This window comes from Xenorhabdus miraniensis (assembly GCF_002632615.1).
This window is the reverse complement of the sequence record NZ_NITZ01000002.1, coordinates 193884-212472: the sequence shown is the minus strand read 5'-3', so window position 1 is coordinate 212472 and position 18589 is coordinate 193884. Positions and strand designations below refer to the sequence as shown.

Below are 18589 nucleotides of genomic sequence, written 5' to 3'. Positions count from 1 at the left end.
TTCATCAATATGACATAAGCAAAACTTTCAAATAAACGGCACAAAGTGAAACGGTAAAAACACAAAGTGAAACGGGAATTTTAATTAAAACCAAATTGAATTTGATTTATATCCTTAATAATTAGAAGGAAAATAACCAATACGAGTTATTATAAGTCACTAAAAGAAATTTATAACTACAAATAATAGTTCAGAACAAAAAGCAACTATTAATCAGTACAAAATAAAATATTTTCTATGCTCTAATGATTAATTAATAAACCAGGAAGGTTAATCCTAACCCAACACGATACTTTTTCCATCAACTATTGTCATTTGGGTACTCCCATGATTAAAAGGACGACAATTTTCATCTTATTAGGTACTGCACTTCAGGTAAACGCATCACCTGATATGGTGTCCTCTATTCTCCCTACAGACGAAACGAGAAGAACCTTACAGGACAGCTCAAGGGAAATAGATCAATTAATTGAAGAACGCCGCCATCAGGGGCTAATCAATCGTACTGATAGTGTGTCACCACAAAAAGTTTCCCCTGTACTGGTGGATGCCCCACCGTGCCTGACTATCAACGGCGTTTATCTTCAGGGCATTACGCTACTTTCGCTGAGTGACTTGAATTCGCTCAGCGCACTTCCCGAGAGTTGTATCACCAGCAATGATATTAATAGGCTATCAGCAGAAATAACTAACCTTTATGTTGCCAAAGGCTATATTACAGCGCGGGTGCAATTTATTCCCCCCAACCAAAATGGCGAACTGGGGATCAATGTGGTTGAAGGTTTTGTTGAAGCGGTAGAAGGCAGTGATCGCTGGATCAATAGCCAGACGCTCTTCCCGAACCTGACAAACAAGCCACTGAACCTGAACCAACTTGATCAGGGCTTGGATCAGGCGAATCGTCTGCGCTCAAACAAAACAACTCTCGATATTCTGCCCGGCACAGTCAATGGTGGCTCCATCGTTAAACTGCACAACCAGCATTCCACCCCGTGGAGAATAACCACCACAACCGATAATTACGGGCAAAAAAGCACCGGGAAATGGATTACGCGGCTTAATGCCAGTGTAGACAGCCCACTGGGATTATCTGACTTTGCCAGCCTCAGTGGCAGCAGCACGATTGATAAACCCAATCACCAGTACAACCGCGCCTATACCCTGTTTTATTCGATCCCTTACGGCGCCGTTACTGTCAGCGGATTCAACAGCTATTCCCAATATACCGGCCATCCACACTTTCAGAAGGCATCGGTCAAAATACACGGAAATTCAAAGCAAACAGGAATGCGTACCGAATGGGTGTTCCATCGCAATCAATATCAGATTGATACCCTACACGCCCAATTGGCTTATAAGAATTACAGCAACTATATCGGGAACTCCAAACTTGCCATCAGTAGCCAGACATTGAGCATATTTGAACTAGGAATTAACCAATTACAGATCATTCCCGCGGGGTTGATCTCCCTTGATATGAGTATTGAACAGGGAATACCGTGGTTTGGTGCCAAGACTGGTATAACCAGTCTGAATAACCGATTTACCAAAGGGAAGTTATCAGCAAATTTGCAGCGGCGTTTCAAGCTCTTTGATAAACCATACCATTTTAATAGCCAATTTTACGCCCAGTACAGCCCAAGTGGGCTGCCGGGTGTTGAGTGGGTTAATGTGACCGACCGCAATACCGTACGAGGATTCAGCAAAAATGTGTCATCAGGCGATAACGGCTGGTATCTGAGGAATACGCTTTCCCACTCAATACCTATCTCTAACGGTTCACTGTCACTGCGTACGGGCGTGGATATCGGACAGACCAAAGGCCATCGCAGTCAGAATAGCGGGCAAAGCAACCAGAATAGCTGGCAAAGCAGTGCCGGATTAAGTGCGGGTCTGACACTACGCTATCAGCAACTGTTTGCCGATATAGAGGTAAGCCGAGGTAAATTGCTCTCCCATCAAAATAGGAACACGGATGAACCTATGCAACTGTTAACCCGCTTTTCTTACACTTTTTAGTTTATTACACCATTTGACGTTTTTTTAACGCAGACCGTTTTGGGGATTATCCATCCCCAGAGCGCTGCACATGGCAATAAAGAAAGTAAACCAAGGTAATTATATGAAAAGTAAAATATTCAAACTCTCTTCCACAGGAAAACTCGCCGCATCTATGGCAATTATCCTGGCAACTTGTTCGGTCAGTTTTGCGAACGGTATTACTCCGGGAGGTGATGCTGCATATCGCCCGGATGTTACCCAGGCTGACACGGGTGCGACAGTAATAAATATTGTCGCGCCTTCTGAATCAGGGTTATCACATAACCAATATCAGGATTTCAACGTTAATCAAATGGGGGCGGTATTAAATAACTCATTGGTTGATGGACAATCACAATTGGCAGGTGAATTATCAGCCAACAGCAACCTGAACGGGCAGGCTGCCAGCGTGATATTAAATGAGGTGATTAGCCGTAACCCCTCTTTCTTACTCGGGGAGCAAGAAATATTTGGTATGGCCGCCGACTATATACTGGCAAACCCTAACGGCATTACCTGTAATGGCTGTGGTTTTATCAATACAAATCAGGCATCACTGGTTGTTGGTAATCCACTGGTCGAAAATAGCGCGTTGCAGGGTTTCAGTACCTTGGATAACCAGATGGCCCTGAAGATCGGAAACAATGGCCTATCCCACAATGACGTGCTGAATTTGATTGCGCCTAAAATTAACAGTAATGGCCAGGTCATTGTCTCAAAAGCAATCAATATCACGACGGGGAATAACCAAGTTTCAGCCGATGGCCGCGTTTTGGCTTCACAACAGGAGAATATCGCTGCACTCGACAGCTACTATCTTGGCAGTATGCAGGCCGGACGTATTCGTATTCTGAATACCGCGGAAGGCAGTGGTGTTAATCTGCAAGGCAAAATGACCGCCAATGAAGGTATTGATATTGAATCCTACGGCGATGTGAAACTGGAAGCGGCAACCTTGAAAGGGGGGGATATTACTTTACAGGCTGATAACTTGCTGTCTCGGGGATTCCTGAATAAATCCGTTTCAGATACCCCCGGCAGTAATAAGTCCCAAGGTTATTTCAGTAGCGCTTATACCCAAAAAAAACAAATCAGTGAATCTGTTGCCCGTACTCAGTTGGAAGGCAAAAACATTACGCTGAATGCCAAACAACACAATCGTGTAGTAGCCACTGATATTGATGGGGATAATGTCACACTGACCGGCGCCGATCTTAAATTGGATGGGCAAGAACTCCACCAACTTGACAGAAGTACGAATAATCAACGGGAAGTATTCTGGCGATATGATGTCACCTATGAAACTGAAAAACATCAGCATGAAGGCAACACCATTAATGCTCGTCAAAACGTTCATCTGAAAGCCAATGAAGGTAATGCCGAAGTACTTGGCAGTAAAATCAATGCGGGCAATAAACTGACCGTATCTGCCGCAAAGGATGTGAAACTGGCAGGGCTGGTGGAATCAGAGGTGACCACAGAGAAGGGTTATAAAAAGAACCATTCTCTGTCACTGCAAACCGGTCACTGGAACAAGGTCAATACGGCTCAGAGAAGCGTCGGCAATGAATTGAAGGCAGGTGGTGATATAGGCATCGAAGCAGGCGGCAATGCCAACATTACGGGGACTCATATTCATTCCGGTAATAATCTGATTGTTTCTGCGGGACAGCAAGCCAATATTACCGTCCAATCCCTGGTTGATGACCAAGTCCTTGAGAAGGATAAAACCTATTGGGGCGGCATTGCTGGTGGCAGCAAGAAAGATAATCGTGATAAATCAGAAACTCACCATATTTCCGAAGTTACGGCGGGTGGGCATTTACTGCTGACTGGCATGAATGGTGTCACGATTACAGGCAGTAAAGTCAAAGCCGAGAAAGGGGCCTATGTTGAAGCCAATGATGGTCAATTAACGATCGACAATGCGGTCAGCCACACTTATAAAGAGGTGGATGAAAGAAAAGGAACGATCTTCAACATCACCAAAAATACCAATCAAGAACAGAATAAACAGCAGAAATCCTCCAGCAGTCATTTGGTTTCTGATACGGATCTGAAATTACTCAGCAATAAAGATATCAATGTGATTGGCAGTCTGGTGAAAAGCGCGAGTGAACTGCAACTGAACACATCGGGCAATATCAATATCCTGAATTATGGTGAGAAAAATCAGTATCAACAGGAGAAAACCAATCTTGACTGGCAGTATTACGCTAAGGAGGCAAAAGATAAGCAATACCGTGCAGGGGTAGGTTTCGTACATGTCCTTGATAAACAGCAAAACGAAAATATAACGCAACGACCATCAGAATTGAGCGGTGGTAATCTCACCGTAAATGCCGGCAAAAATGTCACCGTCACGGGTGCCAATTTAGTGACAACAAAAGGTGATGCAAAAATCACCGGAAACAACGTTTCTCTGCTGGCGGGTGAAGAGAGCGCTTCAACCTCAACGTCACAAGAAAAAGTCGATAGCAGCGTGTTTTTCACCGGTGGCATGGACAAATTCGGCAGCGGTGTTGAAGGTGCCTATAACAAAAATGGTCAGTCCCAGAATCGGACAACGGCAACAGTGACTAAAACGCAGGTCACCGGCAACCTTGACCTGAATGCAATGGGTGAATTGAAGCAACAGGGCACTGACCATCAAGTACAGGGCACTTATCAGGCTAATGCTGGCAGCATTAAAAATGTCGCGACGGCCAATACTGAATCCGGCTCTACCAGTCAATTACAGGTGGGAGGTGAAATCAGTGCTACAGCCGATTACAGTGCAACAACCCGCCCAATCGAAAAAACAGCCAAAGCCGCCTCAGACAAGAAGCTGGACACGGCCATTTCAAAAACAGGTTTGCCTAACGTAGGTATTGAACTGGAGATGAATGGCAACAGCCGTTACACCAATAACCAGAAATCCGATGCAGTGGTCACTTCCGTTAAAGCTGGCGATATCAAAGTGACAACAAATGGCGACGTTTACGATCAGGGCACGCAATATCAAGCCAATAAAGGCGGCGTATCACTGACCGCTGGCAGCCATACCAGTGAAGCGGCTGTAAACAGCCAGAACAGCCAATCTTCTGATACCACTGGCAATGCACGTCTCCGTGTTTACACCACCACAGGTGCAGATATTTCCGTCAACGGTAAAGGCAATGGCAGCTATAAGGAAACATCCAACAGCAATTCCAACGCAGTCACTGGCAGCATTAATGCCCAAAACGGTATTAATGTTCAGGTAACCAGAGATGCGCGTTACCAAGGCACATCAATGAATGCGGGCAAAGGTGCAACCAACGTTGGTGCTGGCGGAAATATCCAGTTCAATCAAGCCACCAACCGTAGCGAGCAAAAAAACAGCGGTTATAATGGGGAAATTTCCCTGACAGTAGGAACCAACCCGGATGGCAAGAATTTCGATGCCAGCCTCGGTGGCGGTTATAACACCAGCAATCAGAACAAAACCACGGCTCAGACCAGTGCTATTACTGGTGGACAAGGTGTAAACCTGAATGCGGGCAATAACGTGGCATTACAAGGCGCAAATGTATCCGGCAAACAGGTAGACTTAACTGCACAACGCGGGAAAATCGATCTGACTTCCGCTCAGGATACAGAGAATGCCCATGGCTGGAATGTCAGTGCTAAAGCTAAAGGAGGGTTCTCTTCCAAGGCCCGCAACAACGAAGGTGGTAACAGCGCAGCAAACAACACTGCCGGCGATAATTCTGCAACAGGCAATACCGCAGCCGCTGACCGTATCATCGACAATAAATATAACATTGGCGGTGAATTGAAATTCGGGGTCAACCGTCTGGATCAAACAACGCACCGTAACACCCAAATTTCTGGTGGCAATGTTACGTTGACCAGTGCAGGCGATACCTCACTCAAAGGCGCGAATGTGACAGCAGATCAAGTCACCGGTAAAGTCGGCGGTAATTTCAATGTTGAAAGCCTCAAAGACAGTACCCACAGATTGGATGCAGGACTGGATGCTGGCTTGGGTTATAGCAAAACGGTCAAAGGTGATAACCCGTCTAAACAGGCTGTTCCTACCGCAGCAGAAGGTTCATCAGGAAATACTGCTACAACTGAGACTGCCGCTGCCGATAACGCCAATGGTAAGGCTCCGAGTTTGAAAGACCAATTGACAGCCACGTTCAAAGGCTTTAATGGCAAACTCAAAGGCAATTACGATACGCTCGATCGCGAAACAGTCGGTAAACAAACAACGCTGAACGGTGCTCAAGGCGTTAACCTGGATATTTCTGGAACAACGTATTTAGTCGGCAGTAAAATTGACAGTACACAGGGGCCTGTCACTGTGAATACCCAGCAGATTAATCAGCAATCTGTAACGGGATACGATAAGAGCAGAAATTTGGGCGCTAACGTACCAGATTCTATCATCGGTCTGGCTACCACTGCACAAAAAGATATTTTCTCTGGCAAAGTGCCTTTTGTGAAAAATGAAAGCCACAACTCTGAACTTCCAACCGTCCGCAGCGAAGTTAAAGGTCGTCAATTAGATTGATCATCATGATCCACGATTGATCTTCAATACGGTAGCCAATCATTGGGCTACCGTATTTTTTCGCTTCCCTTCCCTTGTTGCCTTTTCCATTTTGCCTGTTACTCTTTTTTCCCATACCTATATAAAGAATGGATTTTAGCATCCCGTGTTTCAACCGCTATATATTTCAAGAAATATTGGTTTTATAAAATATATAACGAGTAATGATAGTCACAACCAAGATTTAAGAGGATTTAATGCCAACTTACCATAAAAACAGGGAACAATCCGGTATAGGGAAAATCTCCACACCATTAGCGAAAGGGCTACATAGCAGTAAAAAAGCGTTTTCCGTGACGATCCGCATTGGCAACGCTATCCGCCGTATTCCTTTTATTGCCCACTTGATCCGGGCGGCACAACGCTTCAACGATCGCATGGGTAGCCAGTTTGGTGCTGCGATTACCTACTTTTCCTTTCTCTCCCTGATTCCGATCCTGATGCTCTCTTTTGCCGTTGCAGGTTTTGTGCTGGCATCCAACCCGGACTTGCTGGCACGTTTGATCAATGGCATCGCCAATAGCATCAGTGATCCCACCCTCGCCAACACGTTAAAAAACAGTGTAGACACTGCGGTCAACCAAAGAACAACTGTCGGACTGACTGGTCTGGCAATCGCCCTCTATTCGGGTGTGAACTGGGTGGGAAATTTACGCGAAGCGATCCTCGCTCAATCCCGTGATATTTGGGAACGCAATCATGAAGATAAAGAGAAAATTTACTTTCAATACATTCGCGATTTTTTCTCTTTATTCGGCCTTCTTTTTGCGTTGGTGATGACGCTATCGCTGACTTCCATTTCAGGCTCCGCCCAAGCCACCATCGTCCATGCCCTCGGATTGGAAGGCATAGAATGGCTCCGCCCTGCATGGACATCAATTGGCATGACTATTTCCATTTCTGCCAATTATTTGTTATTCCTATGGATACTGTGGATCCTGCCGCGCCATCGGCCTGAAAGAAAAGCGTTGTTCAAAGGTACGTTAATGGCAGCCATTGGATTTGAGGTCATCAAATATATTATGACCATGATGCTGCCGCGCCTTGCCAGCTCTCCTTCTGGCGCTGCTTTCGGTTCCGTCATTGGTTTAATGGCATTCTTCTATTTCTTCGCCCGGCTGACGTTGTTTTGTGCCGCCTGGATTGCGACCGCAGAAGAGAAGAAACCAGAGCAATAGCCACATATCAAAAGTCAGACTGTTTTTTTGCTGTACCTACATTCCCGTATCAACGCGGGAATGCTTCATCAGAAGCATTTCATAACAAACCAAAAAAGGAGTCATTTTATGCCATTTGTGAACATCAAAATTACCCGCGAAGGCGCAACCGCTGAGCAGAAACAACAACTGATTGAAGGTGCAACCCAACTGCTGGTGGATGTACTTGGGAAAAACCCAGCCACGACTTTTGTGATCATTGATGAAGTGGAAACAGATAACTGGGGAATTGGGGGTAAGAACGTCACAGAGCTGAGGGCGGCAGCGAAAGCAGGGAAGAAGTAATAGATTGAATTAAAAGGATAAGAAAGAAAATCAGCCGGTCAGTTTGATTAGCTGATTTTTTTGTTACGGGATAGAGCTATGTTTAAAATATAAGTCATGATAGTTTTGTATTAGTAAGGACAAGTAAAGTTACATAAGTTCTACTGAAAGAAAGTGTATTTTTCCTTAATTTTTTCAGTTAGATAATATAATAAAGCTGAAAAAACCAACCCACCTATTGAAATAAACACATAGAGATATTTATTTTCAAAGTTTGTTAGCAATCCAAAATAAACAAGTGATATCAATGAAAGTGAACTAATACTTATAATAAAACTTTGCAATAAATATATCGCCAACTTTACCAAAAAATTAGAAAATTTTATAATTTTCATTTGTCTAATTCACTCACAAAATCATCAAAAATAGCATTGAATAGTTCGTTGTTTTTATTATAGTTTTCTAGCGCCCTAACGTATGGGTCCATCTTATTTTCCACAAGAAAATAAAGCAGATCCAAATTTCCTTCTCTCCTCAGTTTCATATATAACTCAGGGTTTCTTTCTGACAATTCTCTGGATGTATAGATTGCTCTAGAAACTGACGAACCTATACTAATCACACTAAGGACAGTAGTTGAACCAACGAATTTAGTCAACCATCTTGAACCAAAAATAGCCCCTAAGTGGCTACCAAAAATGACTTGTTTCCCAACCATACCCCCAAAAATACGCCCAACCTTTGTTTCAACCAATCGTCGTTTTTGTTCATCACTAAGTTTACTGAAATATTCTTCAAAAATGATCTGAATTACTCTTTCAATACTCTCCATTGAAAGCGTATTTTCTTTTACCATATTGGCAAAACGATACTTATCATTTTCATTTTCATGTCTATGTTCCGTATCTAAAAAATCATATCCTAAATAAAACATATCTACAGGAATATCTAATAACCCTGCTGCAAACCCGGTGAAGAATCCACTGTCATTATCAGTGATTGCCGAAACCATACCTTCGGCAATATCTTTAGCTCCATCCATCAGTAGACCCTTTCGTTCCAAAAACTATATGAACCTGTTGAGCAGGCTACATTATTCCAAGTAATATCTGTGTATTCTATTGAAATAATTTCTTGTGGTACCATATGATTGCTATTCAGAGAATGAGGATAATCAGATTTTAGACTAGCAATATGAGCTCCCCCTAACCTAATTTTATAAAAAAGCTCCAACCCTCCATTCTCATTAGTACGCCAAAAATTAAATAAACACTCTAATTTTTCATTGTCATTAATACTTTTCGCTAACAACGGAGATGATTTATCTATGGGTTTATTTATTATGACGGGATGATGAGAAACATTTTGATTCCTTAGCATAATATGCTGAAAACTATAAACAAATATTTCATCCGCATGCCCTTGTTGAGCTTTGTTACCTATTGAGGTTTTCTCTCCACAACCAGCAGAAATTATGCCTTGACTTTCACCATTTATTGTTAAATAAATCAAACTGGACATACCACCCCCGATATCTATTATTTTACATTGTAACTCTCAAAAAAACACATCTCACATACATCATTTTTAATACAAATAAAAACAACGTAGAACCAATTTATTTTAAAATTCCATCAAAATAAAATAGTTAATAAAACAAACGTGATAAAAATCACACATAAAAAACAGTGCAAACCCATTGTTACTTAGCTTTGACATCCCATCAATTACTTATTAAAAATAAAAACTTTAAGATTTAGCTCAAACTACCCAGCAACACCTCCACTAAAACGTGAATTTTGACAATCTCACTTATCATTTTATGTATTTCTTCTGGTTATTTAAAATAAGTGAAAAATTCATATAAATATAATAAGTGAAATTTTTTACCCCGTTTTTCAAATAATTATTTAAAACTTAATTAACGGTATTAAGTCACGCATTTTATTAATAATAGAGATATCTTCATCTGTTAATTTGTCTTGGCGGCCAATGTCAGCCAGCATCGAACCCAGTTTGACCCTGCTATCAGACTTTACAGATTCTTCAAGAATGGCACGCACTTCTGCTTCGGTACTGCGACCATGTAAAGCAGCACGTACCCGCAAGGCACGGTGTACTTCATCTGGAATATTCCTGACAGTCATCATTACCATTTTCAATACTCCCTATAATGAATTAAACCACCAAGAACAAATAACAAACAATCTGATTTTATAACGTCCAAGCTTCACATGACTGCTTCAAAAGAACCTAATAGAGTCGCCTCTTAAGGCTTCTCCGGCAATGGCCCCGGTCTCATAATCTGGTTAAAGCTATTTTTGAGTTGATTAACATCAACTGGTTCTTCGCCTTTTGGTTGCACCAGAATAAAAGAGATTTCTTGAGACAACATCTCTTTCAGTTTTTTATTCAGGAGCTGTGGTGTCAGTGACGATAAAAATACCTGTCTCAATCTCTGGAATTGTTCAGGGGCGATATCTATCACATTGTTTTGTTGTGATAACAGGCGTTGGTTAATCAAGATGTCAGTATCAGTACGCGCATACATCGCAAACAGTTGCTGGAGCTGAGCTTTCTTCTGGGCATAAAGTTCATCAAATTGCCCCTCCGGCAGCCCATTTTCACGCAATGATGACAACTGAGAAGCCAGATAAAGCGTGGATTCCATCAGCTTGTCTGAGGAGGCATCCAGATTTAATGAACAATTCGCACGCTGGTAAATCACCCGGCAATCCAGCCCCAATTTCATGTCATCCTGCTTTTCCTGAAGCCCCAATTGCAGATAACGGTAAAGCGCCTCACGGGCCAGATCATTCAGCCAATACTGAATCAGCGTCTGCGAATCGTTAATAGGCAGCCAATTCAGGTTCCAGGTTAAAGATAGGCGGTCTTGTTTGATTTTATCACTCACTACGCCAATCGTTGCCGCTTTCAGTGGCAATAATGTAGGGACAGGAACCGGTGTCTGTCGCTTTCCTTCCAATGGCGAAAATGTCTGGTTAATCCGTTCTGACAATAACCGCCTGTCAACATTTCCCGCAATGTACAGCGTCATCGCATCCGGCGTGTACCACTGATGATAGAAGTTTTCGACTTTTTTCACATCGACAGGCTTGGAGATCGGCAACCCGGGATCATGGTCTATCAGCGTCGAGCCTTGCAACCGCATACGCCATACCGGATCCTGGACATCAGGTGGAAAAGTTGTAACAGGATATTCCTCTTCTTTCGTGGCCTGTGCCAATGTTTCCGGTATAAATACAGCACCACCAGCAATATCAGAAAGCCATATCAGCGCATCTTGCAGTAACTCAGGGCGGTTATTCGGCAAGCTTAAGCTATAAAGGGTGAAATCGTATGAAACAATGGCAGGAGGGAAAGGGTTTTTGGTGTCAATCGCGTTATGCCAGAGGTTTTCAAGTTTTTGCGATGATAAATCTTTACTGCTGGATAAAACAACCTTCGGGATAAGGTAGGTATAACCCTGTTGATGGTTTTTTTCGACCAGTGAACCCGTTTTTACCAATAACCGTAACTGTATTCTGTCATTAGGCCGCTGTGGTGTTTGCAGGATTTGCCAGCTAAACCCATTTTCAAGTTTGCCTTGTTGCCAAGCCGGATCGGGCTGCAAGGTTTCTGCCTGAACCAAGCAAGTCGTCGCCAGAATTGTGCCACCAATAAGATATCCGATTTTGTTGCCCTGCATTATCACTTACCCCTACCTGTTTAGTTTTATCCTTCAAAACCTGAGACAATCAGAAATATCTAGATATTATCACCAAGGATTAGACCATTATTCATCTTGTAAGGTTTCATTTTGATGGTGTTTTCTGCTTATTAACCTGACGATTATAGCCTTTTACCAGTAACCCCAACTCATCATCCTGATGGCTTTTAGGGCAAGAGATAGGCTCTGGTGGCTGTTCTTCATTCAGTTCCCGCGCAATATCGCGTAGGGGATGGATGATAATGCGGTTCACACACCAGCTTATCGACACGGTAAGAATAAGTGCGAGCAATAAATAGGTTGTCAACATTAATGCAAGTGTATTTAAAGCAAAACGGTATACTCGGTTAGCATCGACTTGCAAAATGAGGCGTCCCTGAGGTTCTGCGGTTTTTGGCGAAACTCCATAAACATATAGCGGGATATTGACCTCAACAGGAATACCAAAAACCTGCTTTGCCAACTCAGGTATAGGACGATGAGTTGCAAAATCCAAACTCATCACCCGAACGTTATTAGGTAATACCACATCGGCCCGACCCAGAATGCCTGAGGTCTTTAGCCCAATCAGCAATGCCTTTGCTTTATTGAGATCTGAACTCAGTAGCGCTTCCGCCAAAGGAGTCTGGATTTGCACAGCCGCGTTATTAAGCTGGCTGATGTAATCCTCTTTCCGCTGCTGCAATAGATGAGATAGCTGGATAGTGATGAAAATGGCAATAGTCACCAAAGTGACTCCTGTCACTGCGGCCATTTGTTTAATAGTTAACGAACGTTTGACACGCAACTTCATCTTATCCAAACCGATAATTGTGAAAAGACTGGCTAGTACACCTTAATAATGTGACTGAGTATACTTGATTTTACTTGCGGTCGTCTTATTTTGATGAATTCAAAGTAGAAAAATGACCGGGGCATAACGATTGCACTCTTTCACGTACTGACATAACGTACTGCTACGTTTACCTGTTATACCACGGTCAGGTCAATTAGGTGGATGGTTTTTCATCCTGTTCGACCGCGAAACACGCGATCAGTTGTTCGCCATATTGCTTCAACTTAGGCTGGAATTGGTGACATGAGCTAAATGCACGACGGCAACGGGCCGCAAACGCACACCCCGGAGGTGGGTTCATCGGGCTTGGTAATTCTCCTGTCAGCTTAATACGCTCACGACGCAATTCAGGGTTCAGGCGAGGAGTTGCAGACAACAACGCCTGTGTATAAGGATGGCGCGGATTATTGAAAATCATATGCTTGCTGCCTTTTTCAACACAGCGCCCCAAATACATGACCATCACTTCATCTGCAATATGCTCAACGACCGAAAGATCGTGGGATATAAAAACGTAAGATAATCCCAAATCCTGCTGCAAGTCCATCATCAAGTTTAAAACCTGCGCCCTCACCGAAACATCCAGCGCAGAAACAGGTTCATCCGCAATCACAACATCAGGGTTTAACATCAGCCCACGAGCAATAGCAATACGTTGACGCTGACCACCCGAAAACATGTGTGGATAACGCGAATAATGTTCGTACTTTAATCCCACTTTCTCCATCATTTGCAAGACTTTTTCCTTGCGTTCAGATGCCGTAAGCGAAGTATTAATCAGCAGCGGCTCTTCCAGAATCTGCCCAACTTTTTTACGGGGATTCAAAGAGGAATAAGGGTTTTGGAATACGATTTGGATTTTCTGGCGACGCAGTTTCTCCGCTTCTTTATTTGGCACTAAGAGATCCTGTCCCAGATAATAAAGCTCCCCATCGGTCGGTTTTTCAATCATGGTCAGTAAGCGACCCAGCGTGGATTTTCCACATCCTGATTCCCCGACAACGGCCAGCGTTTTGCCTTTCTCCAGCTCAAATGAAACACCATCCAATGCCTTAACCATACGTTCAGGCGAGAATAAGCCCGTTTTCACCGGATAATATTTCTTCAGCTCAGTGGCTTTCAGCAAAGGCACTGTCACTGTTTCCCGTACATGATTTGCTTGTACATGGTTTCCATCTACGAGGTTTTCATCTACGAAGGTTTCATTTATATAGTTTTGTTGAGCTCTCATACTGTCGGCCTCCCCCCATCATCCAACGGCATATGACATTTAACCTGACGGCTCCCCACTGATTTCAGTGGAGGCTCCTCCTTACGGCAATGTTCATTGGCATAAGGACAACGAGGATTGAGCAGACACCCTGTCGGGCGATCATATTTTCCGGGAACAACACCGGGCAACGATGCTAAACGGGTTTTGTCTACCGCAAATTCTGGCAATGCACGCAATAATGCCTGTGTATAAGGATGGCGTGGTGCGCGGAAAATTTCTGTTGCTTTGCCAATTTCAACTACCTGCCCGGCATACATCACAATGATATGGTGGGCGGCTTCTGCAACTAACGCCAAATCATGTGTGATCAAGAGTAATGCCATGTTTTCCTGTTGCTGCAACTCCAGCAGCAATTCGATGATTTGTGCCTGAATCGTGACATCCAGTGCCGTCGTAGGTTCATCAGCAATCAGGAGCTTCGGGCGACAGGCGATAGCCATGGCTATCATCACGCGCTGACTCATCCCACCCGATAATTGGTGTGGATAAACCTCTAAACGGGAAGCCGGATCGGGAATACCCACTTGTGTTAAGAGATCGATTGCCCGCTGGTGCCGGGTTTTTTTATTACCGCCCTGATGGATTTTCAGCGCTTCCATGATCTGATAGCCGACGGTGTAGCACGGGTTAAGGCTGGTCATGGGGTCCTGAAAAATCATCGCCACATCAGCCCCCACTAACTGGCGCCGCTCTTTTTCTGAGATTTTAGTCAGATCGCGACCATCGAATTCCATTTTCTTAGCCGTAACCCTACCCGGATAATCGATCAGCCCCATAATTGCCAGTGAACTGACTGACTTACCTGAGCCTGATTCTCCGACAATCCCGACAACCTCTCCCTGCTCGATACTGTAGCTGATACGATCAACGGCGCGGAAAGGTGCATCTTCATCCCCGAAGTGCACCGATAATTGGTCTACATTCAACAATGCCATTTCACAATACCCCTACTGCTTGAGCTTAGGATCGAGTGCATCACGCAACCCGTCTCCCATCAGGTTAAACGCCAGTACCGTCAATAGAATTACCAGCCCCGGAAAGGTCACAACCCACCATGCACTCTGGGCAAATTGCAAAACATCCGCCAACATGGTTCCCCATTCTGGCGTCGGCGGTTGTGCCCCCATCCCCAGAAACCCTAAGGCAGCCATATCGAGAATGGCGTTTGAAAACCCTAATGACGCCTGCACAATTAACGGTGCAAGGCAGTTTGGCAGAATATTGATGAACATTTGTCGCATGGCTCCCGCGCCAGCCACTTGAGAGGCCGTCACGTAATCGCGGTTGACTTCAACCAATACGGCTGCCCTCGTTAAGCGGATATAATGAGGCAAGGCGACAAAAGTCAAAGCCAGTGACGCATTAACAATCGATGGGCCGAAGATCGCAACCAATACTAATGCCAGCAACAGGCTTGGCAAAGCCAGCATAATATCGACGATACGCATGATAGTGGTATCCACAATACCGCCGACATAACCCGCCAGTACTCCCAGCGTAATCCCCATCAGCAATGACATCACTACGACCAGACAGCCCACCAGCAATGAGAGCCGTGCGCCATACATCAGGCGGGATAAAATATCGCGACCAACATCATCTGTACCAAGGATAAACTGCCAGCTTCCACCTTCCTGCCATACCGGAGGGGTCAGTAAAGCATCACGAAACTGTTCTGCCGGTCCGTGTGGCGCCAATACACCCGCCAATAATGCAACCAGCAACATCAGGACAATATAAACAAGGCCGATCACCGCGCCTTTATTACGTTTAAAGTAATGCCAAAACTCCTGCATCGGCGTCATCAATTTTGGCGCACCCGATACCGCTGGCTCAGTTGTTTGAGTCATCATGTGCTCCTTATTTATTATGACGAATACGCGGATTGACAACGCCATACAGCAAATCAACCACCAGGTTGACCAAAATGATCATCGTCGCAGCCAGCAATACCCCACCCTGCACCACCGGATAGTCACGACGCTGCAAAGCATCAATCAACCAACGCCCCAATCCCGGCCACGAAAAAATAGTTTCGGTCAGAATTGCCCCCGCCAGCATAGTGCCCACTTGCAGGCCGATTACCGTCACCACCGGTAACAACGCGTTACGCAACGCATGAACGATAATGACACGGATACGACTCAAACCTTTTGCACGAGCAGTACGGATATAATCTTCACCCAACACTTCCAGCATGGAAGAACGGGTCATGCGCACAATCACCGCCAACGGGATCGTCCCCAGCACAATCGCTGGCAGAACGATGTGCATCACGGCATCAACAAAGTCCCCCTCTTCTCCCCAAATCAGCGTATCAATCAACATAAATCCCGTCAGGGGATTGCTGTCATCAAGAAATACGCTGTCGCTTATTCGGCCGGAAACAGGGGTGAGATCCCACTGGACGGAAACCAACATAATCAACATGATCCCCCACCAGAAAATTGGCATGGAGTAACCCGTCAGAGACAAACCAATCGCTGTGTGATCAAAAACAGAGCCACGTTTGACCGCTGCCAATACCCCGACAGGGATACCTACGGATATGGCAAATAACATGGCACAAATACCCAATTCGAAAGTCGCCTTAAACCGTGGAACAAATTCGTCCCACACCGGAATACGACTTTTCAGGGAAATCCCTAAATCACCATGCAGCACGCCATTGATATAATGAAGATATTGCTCCCAGAGAGGTTTATCCAACCCCATTTCAGCCATTAATTGGGCGTGTCGCTCAGCAGACATCCCCCGTTCTCCCGCCATAATCAGTACGGGATCTCCGGGGATCATATGCACGAAAGCGAACGTCAGCAGCGTAATACCAATAAACGTCGGGATCACTAATCCCAAACGTCGGAGGATAAATTGCAGCATATCCTGAATTCTCTTTTTAAAAACCAGTTACGGCTCTTAAGGCCGCTTGGTGTAATACACGAGTTTACTTGCCCATCAGAGAAGCGAAACCATCCCCGCAGAAAAATCTGGAGGATGGTTAATCGCAACAGCTCAATAGCAAGAATTATTTGAGATCAACGTTGTAAAAATGGTGCTTACCAAAAGAATCGACCACATAACCTTTCACTTCTTTACGGATAGGCTCATAAACTGTGGAGTGAGCAATGAGCAATGCGGGTACTTGCTCATGCATGATAACCTGCGCCTGTTTGTAAAGCTCCGTGCGCTTCTTGATATCAGCGGTTTCACGCGCAGGTAGGATAATGTCCTCAAATGGCTTGTAGCACCACTTGGAATAGTTGGAACCCCTTTCTTTGGCGGCACAGCTAAACAAAGTGCCGAAGAAGTTATCCGGATCACCATTATCACCCGTCCATCCAAAGAGAACAGTCATCGGTTCTCCATCTTTGGAACGCTTCAGGTATTCACCCCACTCATAACTGACTATTTTGGCTTTAACGCCAATTTTCGCCCAATCAGCCTGAATCATTTCCGCCATACGACGGGCATTCGGGTTATAGGGACGCTGCACCGGCATTGCCCATAGATCGGTTTCAAAACCATTCGGGAAGCCCGCTTCTTTCAGTAATTCCTTAGCCTTGGCAGGATCATAAGCATAATCCTTGATGTCATTGTTATAGCTCCATATCGTTGGCGGGATCAGGTTTTTCGCTTTCTGCCCCGCTCCCTGATAAACCGCTTCAATGATGGCATCTTTATTGACCGCCATTGCCAGCGCCTGACGGACTTTTTGGTTATCCATCGGTGGTTTGGTTTCATTAAAAGAGAGATAGCCGACATTCAGCCCCGCCTGTTCTTTCAGGACAATGTCTTTATCTTGTTTCATGCGAGCGATATCAGCAGGGTTTGGATAGGGCATCACCTGACATTCATTTTTCTGCAACTTGGCATAACGCACAGAAGCATCAGGGGTAATCGAAAATACCAAGCGGTCAATTTTCGCTGGCCCTTCCCAATAATCTTTAAATGCCTTGTAGAGAATGCGAGAATCTTTTTGGTATTGCATGAGTTGGAATGGGCCGGTACCAATCGGATTAAGGTCAACTTTCTCTGGTGTACCCGCTTTCATCATGACATCGGCATACTCTTTGGACATAATCGAAGCGAAATCCATCCCGATATCAGCCAGGAAAGGGGCTTCAGGGCGGGATAACACAAAGCGAACGGTGTAATCATCCACTTTTTCGACTTTACTGATGATGTTACCCAGATCCATGCCAATAAAGTATTCGTAACTGCCCCCTGAAACTTTATGGTACGGATGGTTTTTATCCTTCTGGCGCATGAAGGTAAAAATCACGTCATCTGCGTTGAAATCGCGTGTTGGCTTGAACGCCTTACTGCTGTGCCACTTCACACCCTTACGCAAATGGAAAGTGTAAGTTTTACCATCCTCACTCACATCCCAACGTTCAGCGAGACTAGGAATGAGCTCTGTTGTACCTATCTTAAAATCCACTAATCGGTTATAAATGGGTACTGAGCTAGCATCATAAGTTGTGCCAGAAGTGAATAACTGCGGGTTGAAGCCTTCAGGAGAGCCTTCAGAACAGTAAACCAACGTTTTTGCCTGAATACTGGCTGTGACAGCCAATGCGACAAAAGCGACTCCCAGTTTCAATAAACTGGACTGTTTTTTTTTGGAGATTGCCATTACTTGAACTCCGTT

At 44.5% G+C, this 18589-nt stretch carries 15 protein-coding genes; 4 read left to right on the top strand and 11 right to left on the bottom strand.

Features of this window, described 5'->3' with window-relative positions:
- Positions 1–327: 327 nt before the first annotated feature.
- Together Xmir_RS02880 and Xmir_RS02875 are read left to right on the top strand one after the other, a co-directional pair.
- Positions 328–2019, top strand: a complete 1692-nt coding sequence (locus Xmir_RS02880) for a ShlB/FhaC/HecB family hemolysin secretion/activation protein (protein ID WP_099112946.1) — start codon at positions 328–330, stop codon at positions 2017–2019.
- A gap of 103 nt (positions 2020–2122) precedes the next feature.
- Positions 2123–6580 carry a hemagglutinin repeat-containing protein gene (locus Xmir_RS02875; RefSeq protein ID WP_099112945.1) on the top strand — a complete coding sequence of 1486 codons (4458 nt, stop codon included), beginning with the start codon at positions 2123–2125 and terminating at the stop codon, positions 6578–6580.
- On the opposite strand, the gene Xmir_RS24470 is transcribed toward Xmir_RS02875, so the two are convergent.
- A complete protein-coding gene (locus Xmir_RS24470) occupies positions 6558–6722 on the bottom strand; it encodes a hypothetical protein (protein WP_167385928.1) in 165 nt (54 codons plus the stop codon). The two genes, Xmir_RS02875 and Xmir_RS24470, sit on opposite strands and share 23 nt — an antisense overlap.
- Positions 6723–6816: 94 nt before the next feature.
- Here Xmir_RS24470 and yhjD point away from each other — a divergent pair, with 94 nt between their 5' ends.
- Complete coding sequence (gene yhjD, locus Xmir_RS02870; RefSeq protein WP_099112944.1) at positions 6817–7797, top strand: inner membrane protein YhjD; 981 nt, start codon at positions 6817–6819, stop codon at positions 7795–7797.
- A 60-nt stretch (positions 7798–7857) separates the two neighbouring features.
- Entirely contained in the window at positions 7858–8121 is a 264-nt protein-coding gene (locus Xmir_RS02865) for a 2-hydroxymuconate tautomerase family protein (protein WP_099112943.1), read from the top strand.
- Between the two features lie 370 nt (positions 8122–8491).
- On the opposite strand, the gene Xmir_RS02855 is transcribed toward Xmir_RS02865, so the two are convergent.
- The 10 genes from Xmir_RS02855 to dppA all read right to left on the bottom strand — a co-directional run bounded on the left by Xmir_RS02855 (position 8492) and on the right by dppA (position 18574).
- Positions 8492–9142, bottom strand: coding sequence for a hypothetical protein (locus Xmir_RS02855; RefSeq protein ID WP_099112941.1), 651 nt, complete (start codon positions 9140–9142; stop codon positions 8492–8494).
- Positions 9142–9621, bottom strand: coding sequence for an Hcp family type VI secretion system effector (locus Xmir_RS02850; protein WP_099112940.1), 480 nt, complete (start codon positions 9619–9621; stop codon positions 9142–9144). Before Xmir_RS02850 ends, Xmir_RS02855 begins: the two co-directional genes overlap by 1 nt.
- 389 nt (positions 9622–10010) lie before the next feature.
- Positions 10011–10256 carry a FitA-like ribbon-helix-helix domain-containing protein gene (locus tag Xmir_RS02845; protein WP_099112939.1) on the bottom strand — a complete coding sequence of 82 codons (246 nt, stop codon included), beginning with the start codon at positions 10254–10256 and terminating at the stop codon, positions 10011–10013.
- A 113-nt stretch (positions 10257–10369) separates the two neighbouring features.
- The gene (locus Xmir_RS02840; RefSeq protein ID WP_099112938.1) at positions 10370–11809 is read right to left on the bottom strand and encodes a M16 family metallopeptidase; all 1440 of its coding nucleotides are present in this window, start codon (positions 11807–11809) and stop codon (positions 10370–10372) included.
- 106 nt (positions 11810–11915) lie between these two features.
- Positions 11916–12623 carry a HAMP domain-containing protein gene (locus Xmir_RS02835; RefSeq protein ID WP_099112937.1) on the bottom strand — a complete coding sequence of 236 codons (708 nt, stop codon included), beginning with the start codon at positions 12621–12623 and terminating at the stop codon, positions 11916–11918.
- Positions 12624–12819: 196 nt separating this feature from the next.
- Positions 12820–13896: a dipeptide ABC transporter ATP-binding subunit DppF gene (gene dppF, locus Xmir_RS02830; protein WP_244170838.1), complete on the bottom strand. Its 1077-nt coding sequence runs from the start codon at positions 13894–13896 to the stop codon at positions 12820–12822.
- On the bottom strand, positions 13893–14873 hold the full coding sequence (gene dppD / locus Xmir_RS02825; protein WP_099112936.1) for a dipeptide ABC transporter ATP-binding protein: 981 nt from the start codon (positions 14871–14873) through the stop codon (positions 13893–13895). Before dppD ends, dppF begins: the two co-directional genes overlap by 4 nt.
- A 12-nt stretch (positions 14874–14885) precedes the next feature.
- Positions 14886–15788, bottom strand: a complete 903-nt coding sequence (gene dppC / locus Xmir_RS02820) for a dipeptide ABC transporter permease DppC (protein WP_099112935.1) — start codon at positions 15786–15788, stop codon at positions 14886–14888.
- Positions 15789–15798: 10 nt separating this feature from the next.
- Entirely contained in the window at positions 15799–16818 is a 1020-nt protein-coding gene (gene dppB / locus Xmir_RS02815; RefSeq protein WP_099112934.1) for a dipeptide ABC transporter permease DppB, read from the bottom strand.
- Between the two features lie 145 nt (positions 16819–16963).
- The gene (gene dppA, locus Xmir_RS02810; protein WP_099112933.1) at positions 16964–18574 is read right to left on the bottom strand and encodes a dipeptide ABC transporter periplasmic-binding protein DppA; all 1611 of its coding nucleotides are present in this window, start codon (positions 18572–18574) and stop codon (positions 16964–16966) included.
- Positions 18575–18589: the final 15 nt, after the last annotated feature.

What these genes read in the sequence shown, in the direction of transcription:
- Xmir_RS02835 (WP_099112937.1), bottom strand. Translation starts at nt 12,623, where the DNA reads ATGAAGTTGCGTGTCAAACGTTCGTTAACTATTAAACAAATGGCCGCA.
- Xmir_RS02855 (WP_099112941.1), bottom strand. Translation starts at nt 9,142, where the DNA reads ATGGATGGAGCTAAAGATATTGCCGAAGGTATGGTTTCGGCAATCACT.
- Xmir_RS24470 (WP_167385928.1), bottom strand. Translation starts at nt 6,722, where the DNA reads ATGCTAAAATCCATTCTTTATATAGGTATGGGAAAAAAGAGTAACAGG.
- Xmir_RS02850 (WP_099112940.1), bottom strand. Translation starts at nt 9,621, where the DNA reads ATGTCCAGTTTGATTTATTTAACAATAAATGGTGAAAGTCAAGGCATA.
- Xmir_RS02865 (WP_099112943.1), top strand. Translation starts at nt 7,858, where the DNA reads ATGCTTCATCAGAAGCATTTCATAACAAACCAAAAAAGGAGTCATTTT.
- dppB (WP_099112934.1), bottom strand. Translation starts at nt 16,818, where the DNA reads ATGCTGCAATTTATCCTCCGACGTTTGGGATTAGTGATCCCGACGTTT.
- Xmir_RS02845 (WP_099112939.1), bottom strand. Translation starts at nt 10,256, where the DNA reads ATGGTAATGATGACTGTCAGGAATATTCCAGATGAAGTACACCGTGCC.
- dppF (WP_244170838.1), bottom strand. Translation starts at nt 13,896, where the DNA reads ATGAGAGCTCAACAAAACTATATAAATGAAACCTTCGTAGATGAAAAC.
- dppC (WP_099112935.1), bottom strand. Translation starts at nt 15,788, where the DNA reads ATGACTCAAACAACTGAGCCAGCGGTATCGGGTGCGCCAAAATTGATG.
- yhjD (WP_099112944.1), top strand. Translation starts at nt 6,817, where the DNA reads ATGCCAACTTACCATAAAAACAGGGAACAATCCGGTATAGGGAAAATC.
- Xmir_RS02875 (WP_099112945.1), top strand. Translation starts at nt 2,123, where the DNA reads ATGAAAAGTAAAATATTCAAACTCTCTTCCACAGGAAAACTCGCCGCA.
- Xmir_RS02840 (WP_099112938.1), bottom strand. Translation starts at nt 11,809, where the DNA reads ATGCAGGGCAACAAAATCGGATATCTTATTGGTGGCACAATTCTGGCG.
- dppA (WP_099112933.1), bottom strand. Translation starts at nt 18,574, where the DNA reads ATGGCAATCTCCAAAAAAAAACAGTCCAGTTTATTGAAACTGGGAGTC.
- Xmir_RS02880 (WP_099112946.1), top strand. Translation starts at nt 328, where the DNA reads ATGATTAAAAGGACGACAATTTTCATCTTATTAGGTACTGCACTTCAG.
- dppD (WP_099112936.1), bottom strand. Translation starts at nt 14,873, where the DNA reads ATGGCATTGTTGAATGTAGACCAATTATCGGTGCACTTCGGGGATGAA.